Annotated in this window: 15 protein-coding genes and 1 pseudogene; 1 reads left to right on the top strand and 15 read right to left on the bottom strand. The window is 37.2% G+C overall.

Translation table 11 applies throughout. From position 1 onward, the window contains the following. Positions 1 to 6: 6 nt before the first annotated feature. The 3 genes from ABVC65_RS06390 to ABVC65_RS06400 form a co-directional block, all read right to left on the bottom strand. Positions 7 to 429, bottom strand: a complete 423-nt coding sequence (locus ABVC65_RS06390; protein ID WP_004122613.1) for a GNAT family N-acetyltransferase — start codon at positions 427 to 429, stop codon at positions 7 to 9. Positions 430 to 529: 100 nt separating this feature from the next. Continuing rightward, a complete protein-coding gene (gene sstT / locus ABVC65_RS06395) occupies positions 530 to 1,786 on the bottom strand; it encodes a serine/threonine transporter SstT (RefSeq protein WP_353582885.1) in 1,257 nt (418 codons plus the stop codon). Positions 1,787 to 1,995: 209 nt separating this feature from the next. Continuing rightward, positions 1,996 to 3,294, bottom strand: a complete 1,299-nt coding sequence (locus tag ABVC65_RS06400; RefSeq protein WP_004123312.1) for an MFS transporter — start codon at positions 3,292 to 3,294, stop codon at positions 1,996 to 1,998. 333 nt (positions 3,295 to 3,627) lie between these two features. Here ABVC65_RS06400 and ABVC65_RS06405 point away from each other — a divergent pair. Continuing rightward, positions 3,628 to 3,831 (top strand): annotated as a pseudogene (locus tag ABVC65_RS06405) (type II toxin-antitoxin system RelE/ParE family toxin); the annotation flags it as partial. Positions 3,832 to 4,136: 305 nt separating this feature from the next. Here the strand turns inward: ABVC65_RS06405 and ABVC65_RS06410 are convergent. The 12 genes from ABVC65_RS06410 to ABVC65_RS06465 all read right to left on the bottom strand — a co-directional run bounded on the left by ABVC65_RS06410 (position 4,137) and on the right by ABVC65_RS06465 (position 16,741). Beyond that, positions 4,137 to 4,769 (bottom strand): helix-turn-helix domain-containing protein, encoded by a 633-nt coding sequence (locus ABVC65_RS06410; RefSeq protein WP_353582886.1) that lies wholly within the window; start codon positions 4,767 to 4,769, stop codon positions 4,137 to 4,139. A 408-nt stretch (positions 4,770 to 5,177) separates the two neighbouring features. Next, positions 5,178 to 6,116, bottom strand: a complete 939-nt coding sequence (locus ABVC65_RS06415) for an ABC transporter permease (protein WP_353582887.1) — start codon at positions 6,114 to 6,116, stop codon at positions 5,178 to 5,180. Next, complete coding sequence (locus ABVC65_RS06420) at positions 6,113 to 6,892, bottom strand: ABC transporter (protein WP_353582888.1); 780 nt, start codon at positions 6,890 to 6,892, stop codon at positions 6,113 to 6,115. Before ABVC65_RS06420 ends, ABVC65_RS06415 begins: the two co-directional genes overlap by 4 nt. Positions 6,893 to 6,902: 10 nt before the next feature. After that, positions 6,903 to 8,012 (bottom strand): ABC transporter ATP-binding protein, encoded by a 1,110-nt coding sequence (locus ABVC65_RS06425; protein ID WP_353582889.1) that lies wholly within the window; start codon positions 8,010 to 8,012, stop codon positions 6,903 to 6,905. Positions 8,013 to 8,706: 694 nt separating this feature from the next. Then, positions 8,707 to 9,639, bottom strand: coding sequence for a nucleoside hydrolase (locus ABVC65_RS06430; RefSeq protein WP_353582890.1), 933 nt, complete (start codon positions 9,637 to 9,639; stop codon positions 8,707 to 8,709). Beyond that, positions 9,639 to 10,433, bottom strand: a complete 795-nt coding sequence (locus tag ABVC65_RS06435; RefSeq protein ID WP_353582930.1) for an energy-coupling factor ABC transporter ATP-binding protein — start codon at positions 10,431 to 10,433, stop codon at positions 9,639 to 9,641. Before ABVC65_RS06435 ends, ABVC65_RS06430 begins: the two co-directional genes overlap by 1 nt. A 2-nt stretch (positions 10,434 to 10,435) precedes the next feature. Beyond that, positions 10,436 to 11,275, bottom strand: coding sequence for an energy-coupling factor ABC transporter ATP-binding protein (locus ABVC65_RS06440; RefSeq protein ID WP_353582891.1), 840 nt, complete (start codon positions 11,273 to 11,275; stop codon positions 10,436 to 10,438). Then, complete coding sequence (locus ABVC65_RS06445; protein ID WP_004114769.1) at positions 11,275 to 12,012, bottom strand: energy-coupling factor transporter transmembrane component T; 738 nt, start codon at positions 12,010 to 12,012, stop codon at positions 11,275 to 11,277. Before ABVC65_RS06445 ends, ABVC65_RS06440 begins: the two co-directional genes overlap by 1 nt. Further along, positions 12,005 to 12,616, bottom strand: a complete 612-nt coding sequence (locus tag ABVC65_RS06450; RefSeq protein ID WP_016820556.1) for an ECF transporter S component — start codon at positions 12,614 to 12,616, stop codon at positions 12,005 to 12,007. The genes ABVC65_RS06445 and ABVC65_RS06450 overlap by 8 nt, the downstream gene beginning before the upstream one ends. 593 nt (positions 12,617 to 13,209) lie before the next feature. Then, on the bottom strand, positions 13,210 to 13,908 hold the full coding sequence (locus ABVC65_RS06455) for a Crp/Fnr family transcriptional regulator (RefSeq protein WP_016820555.1): 699 nt from the start codon (positions 13,906 to 13,908) through the stop codon (positions 13,210 to 13,212). A 721-nt stretch (positions 13,909 to 14,629) separates the two neighbouring features. Then, a complete protein-coding gene (locus ABVC65_RS06460) occupies positions 14,630 to 16,033 on the bottom strand; it encodes a sensor histidine kinase (RefSeq protein WP_042904293.1) in 1,404 nt (467 codons plus the stop codon). A gap of 6 nt (positions 16,034 to 16,039) precedes the next feature. Then, positions 16,040 to 16,741 carry a response regulator transcription factor gene (locus tag ABVC65_RS06465; RefSeq protein WP_004122570.1) on the bottom strand — a complete coding sequence of 234 codons (702 nt, stop codon included), beginning with the start codon at positions 16,739 to 16,741 and terminating at the stop codon, positions 16,040 to 16,042. Between the last annotated feature and the right edge of the window lie 83 nt (positions 16,742 to 16,824).

The following is a 16,824-nucleotide window of genomic DNA, read 5'->3' on the forward strand; positions in this document are numbered from 1 at the left end:
ACACAATCATGCTCTGTCTTTTATAAAACCGCAGCACTCGATTTCTGATAACTCAATAAAACCAGCAGATTTATAAAAAGCAATAGTTTTTTCAGTACAATCCGTTGTTAATTGAATTTGACGAACATTAGGGTAAAAATCCACAATCGCATTTAACAAGGCAGAGCCTATCCCCTGCCTTTGATACTCCGGCAAAACAAGAATATCCTGAATAAGAACAACCGTATATCCGTCACCAACAGCTCTAGCAATTCCAACTAGCTCATCATTTTTATACGCAGCTAAAACCTTGAGTGAATTGTTAAAGCCATTTTCTAAAGCAACTAAATCATCTGTATACGAAGACCAACCAACAGAATCATATAGTCTTAAAATATCTTTGCTATTATATTTTTCGTACTCTTTTATTTGAACATCTGCTAGATTCATTTACAATAACACCTCGCAAAATATAACAAAAGTGCGCGATCTAAAACGTAAAAACGGAAGAACGCGCACTAATAATAATACTTAACAAAAGCTACAACAGCTACTTTTTAAGTTGCACTGGTTCGTGGTCTTTGCCCATCTTAAACTTAAGACCTGCACGCTGCCACATGCGATATTCGCCAACTGCCGTAAAGAGAACATCTGTGGAAGAGTTAAGCGCAGTTTCGCACGAATCTTGAATCACGCCAATAATAAGACCAATAGCAACTACTTGCATAGCAATATCGTTTGAAATACCAAACGATGAGCACGCAAGAGGTATAAGCAAAAGCGAGCCACCAGCAACACCAGACGCGCCTGCAGCGCTAACTGCAGAAAGCACAGACAAAATCACAGCTGTTGGAATATCAACGTAAATCCCAAGAGTGTGAGCAGCACACAAAGCCATAATCGAAATCGTTATAGCAGCACCACTCATATTAATGGTTGATCCAAGCGATATAGAAACTGAGTAATTGTCTTTGTTAAAACCGAGTTTTTCGCACAAATTCATGTTTACAGGGATATTTGCAGCAGAAGAACGCATAAAGAACGCTGTAACTCCCGAATCGCGCAACGTTCGCAATACAAGAGGATACGGATTCTTGCCAGTGAGAGCAAAAACCAAAATTGGATTAACAATCAAAGCAACAACAGCCATAGTGCATACTAACAAGGCAATAACGGAACCGTATTCACTAAAAATACGAAGACCATTGCTTGCCACTGTTGTATAAACAAGACCCATAATGCCAAAAGGCGCTGCGTTAATAATCCAGTGAACAATTTTTCCAATAGCAGACGAAACGTTGTCAAAGAATGCTTTAGTGGAAGGCTCAGCCAAACGAAGCGCTACACCGAAGGCAATTGCCCAGAATAAAATACCAATAAAGTTTCCCTTAGCAAGGGCATCTACAGGGTTCACAACAATATTTAATACAAGAGAATTAAGAACTTCACCGATTCCTTGAGGAGATGGCGAAGATGCCGCTTCAACATGTGCAAAAGTGAAATCAACAGGGAAAATCATAGCCGCACATACAGCTATAAGGCTTGCAGTGAAAGTAGAAATCGCATACAACACGATTACAAGCTTCATGTTTCCAACACTTTTTGCTTTTGCAAGCGCTCCAATCACAAGGCAAAATACCAAAATCGGAGCAACGGATTTAAGTGCGCTCACAAAAAGCTTTCCCACAAGATCTAGCACATAAACGTGAGCTGGCACAAAAAGACCAAGTGCAGCGCCAAGAAAAAGACCAATGACAATACGCAAAATAAGGTCAATGCTATTCCACTTTTGAACAATCTTGTGCATGAGAGTCTCCTGTAATTTAGTTTGTGCAGAATATTTTATACTCTTTTATTTGTATTCATACTCGCAAGATTTTTTATTTTTACATATTATACACAGATATGCATACATATGCAAATCGTTAAGTTTTAGCCGATTTAAAAATGACTTCCGCTTAGGAGATAACACTGATTAATCACATATCACTTCACATATTCTGCAGCGCAAATCGTCTAATCTACATAACTCGTATTTGGTAATTGAGGCAAAACAACAATCAATCCTGCACTAAAAATCAGCGCAAGTATAGGCAAAAGCTGCCATTGCAACGTAGACGAGAATGCAAATCCAATCCAAGATCCGGTAGTAGCACCAATCGCAAACGCGAGGCGTGCCCAACCAGAAAACTTAGCAAGCATATTCCCTTTAAACAAAATCTGACGCGCAACAATAATCGGCTCTACCAATAACATTCCTCCAATCGACTCAAGGAAGAATGCGAAGCACATCATTGGCAAAATACTACTAAACATAAGGCAATAAGCAACCAAGCTCACAGCAATTCCCAAAATCGCCACTTTTCTTAAACCGAGCTTTTGAGACGAATGCGCATACAAAACGGACGCAAGCACGCTTCCTACACCACTGAAAATATACAATATCGTCAAAGATTTAGAGCCATATTGTTTACCAAAACCAAGAAGAATATATGAAACAGAGCACGCAGGAATAAAAGCAACCAAAAGAGAGCCCAAAAGAAGCATGAGCTTACTCTTGAGATGCGAATTTGCAGATTGCTTAGATGTAGATTTGTTAATCACATCATTTGCTTGCGATTCTTGCGATACTTCTCCTTCTTCACTAATCGCTTGCGATCCATTCTCTACATCGCAAGACGCTTCTTCTTCTACACAAGACGCTTGCGCAATGTCTTGTTTCATAATAAAACGCGTAGCGCAAGCTGCAAAAGAAGTCACGGACGAGAAAATCAAAACCGCAGGAATCGACCAGCTTGCAATCCACGAACCAAGTGGAGAGCCAAGTAATGTTCCAGTAATACTCGCCAAAATACTCACAATGCCACTGTAGTTTACAATCATGCCGTCATCACCGCCGGCAGCATCAACCTCGAAAACTTCGCTAGCAATATCAATCACTTGACCTGTAATCAACAATGCGCAAGAAAGAGCCACAAGCGACCACTTCCACGCAGGAGAACCAAGCATAAGAAGCGGCAGCAAACTGAGCACGCCTTCTACGCCTTCAGTCATAGCAAGAGCGCGAAAACCGCCAAGCTTATCAACAATCCAACCAGAGCATGGCGAAAGAAAATCGGCAACCGTCATAAAAGTCTTACGAAAACCAATCACCCAAGCCGGCAAGCCAACAATAATAATAGAAGGCAAAACCGAGCCTTCATACGCTTGATTGCCAAGCATAGAAAAACAGAATCCAACCAAAGCCCATCGCAATGCTGGACTAATAGATCTCATACGAATAAAAATATTATTCTTGCTAAATATTGACTTCACAGCAACCAACTCTCCTCTAAAACTCTTTCAAAATCGCAAATCATAATGCAAGTTCCTGCAAATGCATGACTACTCACATGCAAACTCGCATGCAAACTTACATAACTACTCGCATAACTACTCGCATAACTACTCGCAAATCGCTATCAAACTTAAATAATTCACTACAAACTACACAAATCCAATAGCTTATTTGACAAATTTGATAACACTATACTCTTGTTTAAAAAAAAAAGCAAAAATAACAGCAAAACAATTACATAAAATTTTGCACCTTTTAACGATAGGAAAATATCGCAAAAAGGTTTAAGATTGGCTTAATAGCTTGATTTTAGGCATGATATCCATTCTCTTAACACCATGCCCATGCAATATTAGATTGTTGGTTGGAATCCGTGGTGTTCTAAAGGAATACGCAGAGTTCCCATAAATAACTACACTGTTTTCTACCTAGTTGACAAAAACCAAATGACTGTAACAATTATTCGCATATTCTACTCAGGCAGAAACATCGAAAATATTATCAACAACAAATAATGGAAATTCGACAATATGTGACATATCTTTCTAAAAGCCCAATGTAACGTTTTATATGGTCAAAATCATGACTTGGTGCCAATGAACTTTTTGACGCATAGGTCAAATAATTTCAGTAGACTAGCCAGATGCAAAGAATATGCATTTTTATATGTGTGCAAAAATCGAATTTCATTTCTTATGATTAACTGTCATGTAAAACACTAAAAGCATGTACAAAACACAGAAAATAACAATCAGTAGAATGCGGAAATCAAAACTGAAAACAACATTCTTCTGACCAATTCCCAACCAACTACCGGTTCTTACTTATCACGCAACTTACCAACTTGCGTAAATTCCTTATCCCCAACACACATCTTCTTATCAGTGAACTTTACTCGCATCATTCTGCTAATAATATACTCGTCCGTTATCAGCACAAAAAATTGCTTCTCTTTTTTATTCACCAAGTAATACTGTTCACTGCCAATACTCTCTACCGCTTTACCGAATGCAAACGTATCAAACAAAGGAATACCACCGAACAAAGTAGTAATACACCCGATAAAATTATCCATAAACTTTTCAGACGAATTTGGAATAAACTTCGTCACCGTGAGCATAATAATTTCAGCGTCTGCATATTCATCGCGAATAATTTGTTCCTTCATCTTGATTTTCTTATGAACACCCAATTTTGCATTAAGACCATACTTCGCTAAATCGATAGGCTTCTTAATGATTGACAAATCAATAGCATTGTCTTTATCCAACAAATAGTCGACAGTAACACCCAGCGCATCCGCAATCACCTTCAAATTTGCAACATCCGGCAGACCGCGACCACCTTCCCACTTCGCTACCGCAGCACGCGAAACCATAATCATTTCAGCAAGTTCTTCCTGAGTTAAACCCGCTTCCACGCGTGCATTTCTGATTTTTTCTCCTAACAACATCGTATAACTCCTTTCATTGGCTATGAGTTTTCGTTCTTAACGATTATTTGTTTTGCTCGTAATGCAATTAATAACCGCACTGCGTAATTACATGCTAACGAGCAACATATGAATAGAAAAGGAACGAACGAGAACACAAGCGTTACGAATCGTAACATGGCATTTTCTTGGCAAACGCGCACATAATTATGTGAAAATAGCTGTTTCAAAAGAAATTTATACAAAACTAACAGAGAACGTACAAAATCCAAAGTGCACGAGCCATACAACACAACGCGCCGAAGACCGATATCCACCTCATTGCTCTGCTCTCATTCATGCCAATAATCAATATGCTTTTAGTATTACCCACCCCTATACCCGATAATAAAATCCTTATTTAATTAACTAAATTCACATATTTATTACCTAAAACCCTATATTTGTTAAAGTACCTTTACGTCGTTGAATCGCCACACCAACATTCCATATGATCACACCAACAATTGCCCACAACGCACCAACAATAAGAATCACAAGTAACGATACGCCAACATTTACAGAACCATCAACTATGCTACGCGATACTTGCGTAACATGAGTTACTGGAATCACATATAACACGTATTGCATCATCTTAGGAAATACGCTAATTGGAGCAATCACACCACAAACAATAGGAAGTATTGCACTAAGCGCGTTAGAAATAGTATAAACATCATTCATCATCATGCTTATAGCAGCTATATCAATACCAAATCCAGTAGAAGCAACAGGAACAATAAGGAACAACAGCATCAACGCACTCATATTAATCACAAAGAAAGCACTCGGGCTTACTACAAGCATTGTTATAAACAAAGTCACAGCATCACTCACCAAAGAAATAGTCACGAGCGCAATAATACGACCGAACCATAATGGTAATGCAACTTTTGCGCTTGTAAGCACGAATGGTGTTGTGCCTTCAAAACGATCCCACGCTAGTGCTTCTGACACAGTCATACTTGTGGAAATAGAACACGCACCCATCACAGCAGCAAGAGTTGAAGCAATCAAACTATGATTAAAACCCGCGCTAGTTGCAGCACTAGCTGCTCCATTGAAGCCTCCGCTTACAGCTCCAGCTAGAAAAACGTATAAGAACGTGGATAAAAGAGGCTCAACAATCATACGGATAACAGCAGTATTCCAACTATTTAAGCTAGGTATACTCTGTATACTCACTCTTGCACCAGTTCGCATACTAGATAAAACGCTTACGTGACCATACTGAGAATATTGATTATATTGATGCAATTCAGCGTACTTACTATTTTGAATAATTTTATTTCGCATAGTTTCAACCTGATTATTATTTCGTATCATATTATGTTCAAACTTCCATTAAGCGTTGCAAGCCGAATAGCATGACGTAACATAAAGCCTGCGATAACAAGCAGAACGCTGGATAATACAACGCATAGCACAATTGCTAACACAGTAGTAGCATTAAACGATTGCGCATGAGCCACCCACACTGCAGACGTGAGCGGATGAATAAACGCAATAACGCGAGCAGGCAATGGCATTGATTCTACAGGAATCACTATTCCACAAAGCATCCATACAGGAATTAAAATCAAACCTTCATAAACTGTAGCTTTACGGCATAATACAAAAATTCCAGATAATAATGCAGCAGAAGCTACGCAAGCGAGCATAGAAAGTAAGTATCCAACTAACTGCGTGAATGTTATCATAAAGAACCCATGGCAGAAAACAGCAACGGTAATAATCGCAAGCGGCATACCAATACAACCAAGTAAAGCTGAAGATCCTACAATAGGAAGAAACACTGCAGAAGGTGAGATAACACTTAAAGTTAAATATTGCAATGTTCCTAAATAACGCTGGTATCCAATAATTCCAACAGCAGTAGTCGTAGCAGACCATAATCCAGCTATAGAAGAATCAACCCAAATATTATTAAGACAATTAGCGCAATCATGAGAAAAACCATAGTATGCAACAATTTTCATCAACGCAAAACATACTGGAGCAAGTATCGCATTTTGCAAGAAAAACGTTGTTTTCGCTAAACTTTTAAGCTGAAACCACAAGCCACGAATCACAAAAGCATATGAACGAGTAGAAGTATTCATATTAAACCTCCTACTTGCTTAATGGGAGTAAGGACGGCGAAGAAGACGGCGTAGCAGCAGAAGAAGAAGAAGAAATATTTGATGCAGAAATATTGTCATTTTGCACAATAGCAAGATACGTTTCTTCCAAACTTGCAGCGCGATCACCTAAACGTGTAATCCCATCAACAGGAATCTTAATATTTCGTTCTTGAGATAATGTTTTACTCCACGCGATAGTAATATTTAACACTCCATGCGATTCAAAAACATCACACCACAACGCTCCATCAAGTTTTTGCAATTCTTCCTTAACACTAGGAGTTCCGCTTGATGCTTCACCGTCATACGCGTACATTGTTACATGATCAATATGCTGCAAAGAAGCCAACTGCTGCACGCTTCCCTGAGCGATAATATTACCGTGATTTATTACAGCAACAGTATCAGCTAATTTTTCAGCCTCACTCATCTCATGCGTAGTTAACAAAATCGCTATTCCTTGATCTCGTAAAGCATGAATAATTTCACGTACTTTCCTAGCATTTTCAGGATCCAAACCAGTGGTAGGTTCATCTAAAAGCATAAGATCCGTTCTAGCAACCAGTGATCGAGCAATATGCAATCGCTGCCACATTCCTCTTGAAAAAGTTTGAACAGCATCATGAGCTTTATCAAGTAAATCAACTTGCTCAAGAGCATCGTGAATACGCTTACCTTGCTCCCTATATGGAACAGCGGAAAGATCCGCAAAATAACGAAGATTATCTAATGCACTTAGCCTTTGATAAAATCCTCGCTCACCTCCAAGAAGTAACGACACGTGCTTACGTGCTTCTCGAGGATTGCTCACAGCATCAATACTGGCAATACAAACACTACCACTATCAGGAGCTAACAACGTACCAACAATTTTCACAGTAGTTGTTTTACCTGCACCATTCGGACCAAGCAAGCAAAATATTTCACCAGAATGAATATCAAAAGATACGTTATGTAAAACTTGACGAGTTGTTTTCTTACGACCGAATCCACGAGAATAAGATCTTGTTACATTATCAATACGCAATATTAAGTTGCTAGTTGACTGCTTATTATTGTTATTGCGACTATTAGTTGCGTTTTCTATATTATTATTCATTATTATTGCTTCGTTCTTACTTGTTACTAAAGCTTAATTCTTACTGTTATTGAATAAATTTCAACAATGAAAATCAGTTAGCTAGATAAGAAAATATAACGCTTGCCTGCAAGAACGATAAGAACGCGCAAAAACGCGCAAAAACGCGCAAAAAACGTGCAAAAACCACAGAAAAACTAGCGCGCATGTGCAAACATAATGACAAGCATCATGTGCAATGCGTGTTTAATACTGCTAAAGAATACGTATCTTAAGCTGTTTTATGTGTTTTTATATGCCTTTCAAACCGTTCTTAAGACTAGCGATCATTTGGGCAGTCATAGCGCAACACCTCATAAACTTAAATGTGCTTTACGCGGAAAATTATATGAGCATTACGCAAAAAACTCAATAATAATCACGCTTAAAACTCTGGAGAAAGAACTATTACCGAGTAACAACTATTACATCAACACATAGAAAATAACATTTATACTCTATTGAAGCATCTTACTTTGAAATTTTTAATATTCATCAAAATCAATCACCTTATCAAATACACCACAATTAGTTTGCGAGCGCAACATAACGTCCCCTTCAAGTATTGATGAAGCAGAATGCAAAGATAATGCCGATAGTAAACGCTAAGTCTCTATATTGATTTGGTTCATTGCTATATAACTTCTATATTTTAGCAATGTGCATTACATCATCTTTACACTTCTTTATCTAACTTTTCCAATCCTTCAACTAGAGTATCTACAAATTCTTTCCTGTCTACCTGTTTGAGCACAAACACATTAGCTTTGTGTTTCGGAACTTTCCTCAAATCAGCAAATGTCTGTCCTCTTGAAACCCCATTATCAGTAACAATATCTACATAATAATTTTTCCCTGAAAAAATCTCTGGTTTAATCAGATATTCCACAGCACAAAGATCATGAATAGGACTGTCTACAAATCCAAACTGCTTACCACTTTCGTTATAAAAACTCAAGAGTTCATAAGCTAGATGACTGACTTTCCCTTTATCTTTTAACGTTTTAATCTCATTCAGAGTGATTGCAGCATTCTCTGTGACGTCAAGACCCGCCATAATAACCGATATTCCCGAATGAAATACTATATGAGCAGCTTCTGGATCCACGTATATATTAAATTCTGCCAACTCCGTGCAGTTTCCGTGGCTAATACCACCACCCATCATGCTGATGCACTCTATTTTTTCTTTAACATCAGGATACACTTTCAAAAGAAGCGCAAGATTTGTCAATGGCGCAAGCGCAACAAGCGTGGTTTTCTCTTTGGACTCCATGATTTTATGGTACATATATTCTATTGCATTTTCTGATACAACAGGATAATCAGTTCCATTAAAATACGTTCCGTCCATCCCACTATCACCATGTGCCTCCGGCGCTGTATTTAATGGCTTTACCAAGGGTTTATCCTGTCCTTTTGCGAGAGGAATATCCGAATGCACAAATTCCAGAATATTTTTTGCATTTGTCGTAACTTTTTCTATTGTCTGGTTTCCTCCAACTGTCGAAATGCCCAAAATCTTTAATTTTTCAGGATTCGCGATAGCCGTAAGAATTGCCATGGCATCATCATGCCCAGGATCACAATCAATCCATATTTGTCTCATTATTTTGTCACCCCAATCATATCGTCTATTGTTAATACAGCCTTGTATCCAAGAAGATTAGCAAACTGGCAGATATATGGCTGTTTTAGATTACTGGATTTTAACAATTCCTCATCCCAGAAAATCTCTTTTGGACTTACATCCCTTCTTTTCTGTTTGTTTGCCATTACAATAACTCTATCGAATTCCTTCACTACGAATTCCATATCATGTGTGATTGTTATAACAATTTTATTCTTTGAGATAAGCCAATTTATGATTTCGCCAAGTCTTTCTGTAGAACCCCTGTCCTGCCCCGCTGTTGGCTCATCCAAAATCACAACATCAGTATCCATGGCTACAATTGCAGCAATCGTAATGAATTTTCGCTTTGAATACGATAGATTGTACGGATGTTCTTCCAATACATTCTCCACTCCACAAAGCTTCGCAGCCTCTTTTACTCTTTTATCAATATCTTCCTTTGCTATTCCTCTTTTTGATAATCCAAAAGCAATTTCTTTGTAGATACTGTCCTGGAAAATCTGATCATCTGGATTTTGAAACACATAACCCACATTTTTAGCAATTTGCGCTGCTGTACGATTCGCTGTACTTGTACCATTTACCAGAACTTCGCCTTTTGTTGGGCGCAATAATCCATTCATTAATTTTACTGTTGTTGTCTTTCCAGCGCCATTCTGTCCAATAATTGCGACTTTTTCTCCCTTTTCAAATTTCATACTGACGTTTTCAACTGCCGTATACCCATTTGAATATTGGAATGATACATTTTTAAGTTCTAAATATGCCATTGTCACTGTACCTCCTTCATAATCTTTTCAACTGCTTTTTTGACCGTAAGTGGAATTTCATTCCCTTTTATACTTCCCTTTTTCAGAAAATAAAGCACAATCTGAGGGAGCTGACCGCCATACTCTAATACTTTTGGATCTGTCAAAACATCTTTCGACTCTCCATGCATCACAAGCTCTCCGTTATGCATCAAAAGGATAGAATCACAGTATTCTGCTATAAGATCAATCTTATGCTCGATCAAAATAATAGTTTTGCCTTGTTTCTTTAAAATATTTACGATTTCAAATATATCTTCCGTACTCTTCGGATCTAGCTGTGAAGTTGGTTCATCCATGATAACAACTTCTGGATCTAATGCAATCATGGACGCCAAAGCAACTCTTTGCTTCTGTCCACCTGATAATTCATATGGATTTTTATCCACCAATTCTTCCAGGTGGAACATTTTTACAAGTTCATTTACTCTCTTTATCATCTGGTCTCTTGGGATTCCGATATTCTCCATACCATATGCAATTTCTTCATATACGTTATCTTTTACACCTGAAATCTGCACAAATGGATTCTGAAAAGAATAACCTACGATAGAAGCGAGTTCGCCCGAGCCATAAGTATCAATTTTACGACCATTGATTAAAATTTCTCCTTCTAATTTTCCTTTATATAATTCAGGAATAAAACCGCGTATAATGTTACATAACGTTGTTTTTCCGGATTCATTTTCTCCTATGAGCCCGTACACTTTACCCTGCTCGAAATAGTACGTAAAATTACGAACCACTTGCTTTTCTTCCAAAGGATATCGGTAACTTACATTTTTTAAAACAATCTCTGCCATTACATCAACCTCCATACGACATATCCGATAAACAAAATCACGCTTAATACTTCCAGCACAATGTCTAATGCTGTTTTATTAAGAACGTAAACGGAAGTTTTCTTGCCTTTTGCTGAAAATGCTCTCGATTCTAGAGCAAGTACACGTTCTTCTGTCTGCTGAATTGACGAAAGTACCAGCGGACCAAGCATTGGGATAAATGCCTTCATCCTTGTTATCAATCCACCTTCTGTTTCAATTCCTCTTGATTTCTGCGCATCTGTGATTGTTTTTGAGATGATTGACATCTGCGGAATCAATTGGATTGTTGAAGAGATAAGAAATGTTACTTTTCTTGGCGTACCTGCATGTTCCAGAGAATAAGTGATATCTTTTACTTTTGTTGTTTCAAAAAATATCATTATCGCGGAAGCTATTGCTGCAATTTTCGATGTCATAGACAAACTTGTTGCAAGTCCTATCTGCGAAAAGTGAATAAATCCCCAGATTGGCGTCTGATCATCGTTAGCAACAATAAATACTTGCATAACAAATATGAACAAAATAATAATAAAAATAGATTTAAAAAATGCACTTAAGAACTGTTTCGTTGTTCCCGCCATAAGACTAATAATCAAAAATACAGGGAGCAATGCGTACTGTAATGCATATCCTGGCGTAAAAATACTAATAATCACGACCAGAAGTGTAATCATAAATTTTGTGGTTGGGTATAATTTACCAATTCTGCTATCCATTGATTTTTGCCCCTTTCTTTTTAATATATTGAAGTCCATAGTTTAATTTGACTAAAAAGCGGTCTGGAATTCTTCGCACAACGATCCATGCAACCGCAAAGTTTACAATTGTATTAATTGTTCCTGAAATTACATTTGTTGTTAATACAGAATTCCAAAGAGCTTGCCCCGATGCAACGAACGCAGCTGTAAGAAGATCTGTTCCAGCTCCAGTAACTCCACCAAACATAAACACCGTAACTACAGCAGCAGATACAGATGACACTACATTTAGAAGAACACAACCGAAGACAATACCAAGAATATTACTGTAGAATTTCCATCTGGAAAGGAATCCAGATACAAGTCCAATCAGCATTGATACTATTGCATAGCCAAAAGCTGTAGGATAAATCATTCCGTTTACTGCATTTCCAAGCAATCCTGTTACCATTCCAACCCATGGACCCATGAGCATGGATACCAGAATGGTTCCAATTTGGTCAATAAAAATCGGAAGTTTCAATATTTGAGACATCTGATAGCCTACTACGTTAATGGATACACCCACGGGTATCAATACAAGTGCTATCAATGAAAAATCATATTTTAATCCTCTTTTCACTTCTTTTCCTTTCTGCCCGTTTATATAGTTCGTTATATTCCTAAATGGACTCTTATGTTTCCTGACTGAATATATTTATGGAAAATTCCCATGATTCAAATTTTCAGCGCTTACACAATCTATTCTTCATTCTTCATGATTTCCGAGAAAAAAATACCTTGTAAGACTACATCCCACTGATGTGGTGAAAATGCTTAGCACATAAAACTACATTGTCAGTGCTTCTTTACAGCTTTGACACACATTGATGCAACCACACTAAAACCCAGCACAATTGCAGGATTCGCACCTTCGCTATCGCAATGATACAACAAGAACCCCAGTGAGTATATCTACAGGCCTTACATAATGATCCATCTGATACGCATAATCAATATTTATAGAACCAAAAACAAGTCCTTTTATCCTGCATTGCTCACATTTTAACCTCCTTGTTCATGTCGCTTATTTTTCATTTATTGTATATACTTTCTATTTCCTTCTAAAGGTCATATGTCCTTTCATAAAATTAACAACAATTTATACAAAAACAGCAGGAATTTCATTACAAAATCCCTGCTGTCATAGCAATTATGAATAAATTGTTTTAGTGATTATGAATAAATATTTGTTTGTAGTTCTTTATATTGATGTTTGCCAATAATGATTTTTTTCTGTACATTTTTTAGTTCACCAGTCTCTTTCAATTTCTGCAAATTGCGCCCGACTGTCCTGATACTCATTCCGATTCCATTTGCAATATCCTTATATTCGGCTTCTATAAGTAACTCACCACTTGCATTCTTCATATTCTGATGACTTTCATAATATGTAATCAAAAAAAATCTCACTCGATCTAATCCAGACATGTAGTACATAATCCCATCATTTCCCGAACGTTTATATAAATCGTCCGACAGAAGATTAATACATTTCTTAAGTAATTCTTTGTCTTCCATGATTGTCTGATACACCAACGCTGCATCTATACGTAGCGCCTTCACTTTAGTTACTGTACTAAGCGTTGCAATATAACTATCTTTCCCTGCAAGAATCTCCAATAGCCCAACACTCCCATTAGTACTGTTTAACTGGAAATAACTGTATGTACTTCCATTCATATACTCACGTATTCCAGCAACTACGCCATCTTGTATGAAATATATGTAATATGGTCTATCTCCCCTAGATACAAGAATACTGTTCTTTTCATACTCTACTAACACGCCTTTTTTTATTAGAGACTCTGGCAATGCGTGCAAATTAAAATCTCCGTCTGATCTATATTTCTCCCATAGCTTTTCCAGAATCATACTTATCACCTGCGGCTAATTCTTCTATTATTTTGTTATCTTACTCATCTTAGTTTCTACCAACCATTCAAAACAGATTATCCTTATTGCAAATGTCCTAAAAATTAAGATTCCAAGTATGAAATAATCTATATTACACATCATGTTATCAAATCTGCATACTGAATCTTGCTTTACTTATATTTTTGCCTTTGCTAATTAACTTGCATGAATATCATCAACAGTTTTAGACCACTAATATACTCAGCAACAAAAAAAAAACAATAAATCAGCTTCAACCTGCTTCACAGAATATTAGAACAATATCACGCCAATCATCGGAATAAAAATCCGCCAAACGTCGGAATAAAAACCCGCCAATCGTCGGAATAAAAACCCGCCAAACGTCGGAATAAAAACCCGCCAATCATCGGAATGAAAGTTCGCCATCGGCTTTCTATTCGAGACACTTTGCGTCAGAGATTTGCGCATTTTTGCAGATTCTCTAGGCGGCGAAGTTTGCCACCCAAAAGGGCTAATTTCAAAAAGGAGCTCTAATGTGAACACATACCGCAAACTGTTTGCCTATATTCCGCAGTTTAAGGATTTAGCTAGCGAAAAAAAAAACAACGCTGTTACGGCTTATAAATGGTTTAATTCCGCTCTTCTATCAAGGAAATGTAAAAGGCGATATATTAATATTTAATTAAACGGTCGTTCATGCATGTTGCACAAGATTGATTCATATGTAAGTCTGCGGTATCGTTAGAGAGACCTTAAGCCCACCATGTTTGCTTTTACTTATATCAACTGTTCCATTATGAGCGCCAATAATCTGCTGAACAATCAGCAAACCCAAACCATGCCGCTGCTCTGCAGTACTTGTATCGCAAATCATATAGTGCGGTGCATGATTAAGCTTTTCGATTTTTTCATCTGAAGCACCCATACCATTATCCTCAACGCAAATAATACAATTGTTATTATTTGCAGCAACGGATACATAAATCGTACACCCATTTTCATTATGAGATATGCTGTTCTGAATAAGATTAGATATTGCTCGTTTTAATAAATCTTTGTCTACGCTAATATTGCAAACAGTCAATTTAGCATCTGTTTCCCACTTAATCGAAAACTCATCTTGCATACCCATATTCATAAAATCCACAACAACTTGCCTAACAACAGCAACAATATTTTCTTCTTTTTTCATAATTGGTTGCATATTATATTCAAGTTTTGAAGCCAAATTAAGGTCATTAATCAAATTCTTCATTCTTGCACTTTGCTTAATAATCATCGTCGCTTTTTTACGATCTTCTTGCGAAATATGGAGAGAATTTTCTAACTGTCCTGCATACCCCATAACCATAGATAACGGCGTACGAATATCATGCGAAACTCCAGCTATCCAATTCGCTCTTGCAGTCTCCTTTTTTCTCAATTGTTCTTTTTGTATTTGCAAAATATCGGAAGCAGAATTTATGTTAGATGAAATTTCTGAAAGTGCTCCTGTTTCTGGAATATGCACGCTTTCTCCACTAGATAAACGTTGTATCCCTTTTGTAATCGGATTAATTGATTTTAGTAGTTTTATATTAGCTATTAAATAAATTCCAAGAATCAGCAAAATGTTGATAAATAATACGCTTAAAACAATCTGTGGAAAATTTGAGATTAAACTGTAGTTCCAACTTGGTCGCGTATGTTTCCAAAAGCTTTTGTGCGGAAATCCGACTACGACAACTCCATTCTTATTATCACCCGTGTAAGTTGGATAACCATCAATGTAGCCAACGCTCAAATTAGCTATATCAGACAAAGTATAATCGTTTGGGATAGTTGCAGGGACATTTTCTGTTTTCCATACGACTTTCAACGTATTATTATCAATCAAAATTGCCCATGCGCCAGAATTTGTCAATTTGGAAGACATATTTTTTGATAATACATAATCCCCACTTGCGGATAATTGTAATGCCTCACCTGTCTCTTTTGCTATGTTATAGGGAGACATCTCTTTATCGGGTGCGTAATTCCCTATAAGTACAACAAACGCAATAATATTCATTAATACTATGAGCACAGTGCTTAGTAGAAAAATACTTATAAAACGTTGTATTAGTTTTGGTATGCTTTTCATTCTGCTTTACTCCACAATCAGCTTGTATCCTAAGCCTTTTACTGTTACCAATGAAACAGGCTGCGATGGATTGAGTTCTATTTTTTCTCTGATACGACGTATATGCGCCATTAAAGAATTTTCATATCCAAAAGGATTAGCTCCCCATGCAGCTTCACATAACGCGTCAATTGTTACGATACGACCCGCATTTCTATATAAAGCAGAAAGCAAATCGTGTTCTTTGGCTGTAAGTGGAATATGTTCGTTATTTTTTATTACTTGGGCAGAAGAAAAATCAATCTGACTATTTTTCAGTTTAACAATGGGATTTTCGCTCTTGTAGCTTCGTCTTAAAATTGCCATAATGCGAAACGTTAGCTCTTTTGGAAGAAACGGTTTTACAATATAATCGTCTGCTCCTAAGTCAAACCCCTTAAACTTATCTTCATCCTCACCGCAAGCAGTAAGAAACAAAACAGGACAATCACTATATTGTTTTATCTTCTCCATTAACTCAAATCCATTACCGTCGGGGAGCATAACATCAAGGATTGCTAATTCTGGACGTAATGTTTGTGTTGCTTCTACAGCATCTTTCATGCTTTTTGCAGTCGTTATATCATAAAAACCGTATTCGTTTAATATGGATACAACCATATCTAGAAGTTCCTGCTCGTCATCAACAAGCAGAATATGCTTGTTCAACAAATAATCATCCTGATTCATGGAGCGCCCCCTAACATATATTATGCCATGTGAATATTCATTTTTTTACATCGTATAAAAATGTAAGGTAGATGTAAGGTGAA

Origin of the sequence: Gardnerella vaginalis (genome assembly GCF_040427915.1) — a bacterium.
GTDB lineage: Bacteria > Actinomycetota > Actinomycetes > Actinomycetales > Bifidobacteriaceae > Bifidobacterium > Bifidobacterium vaginale_C.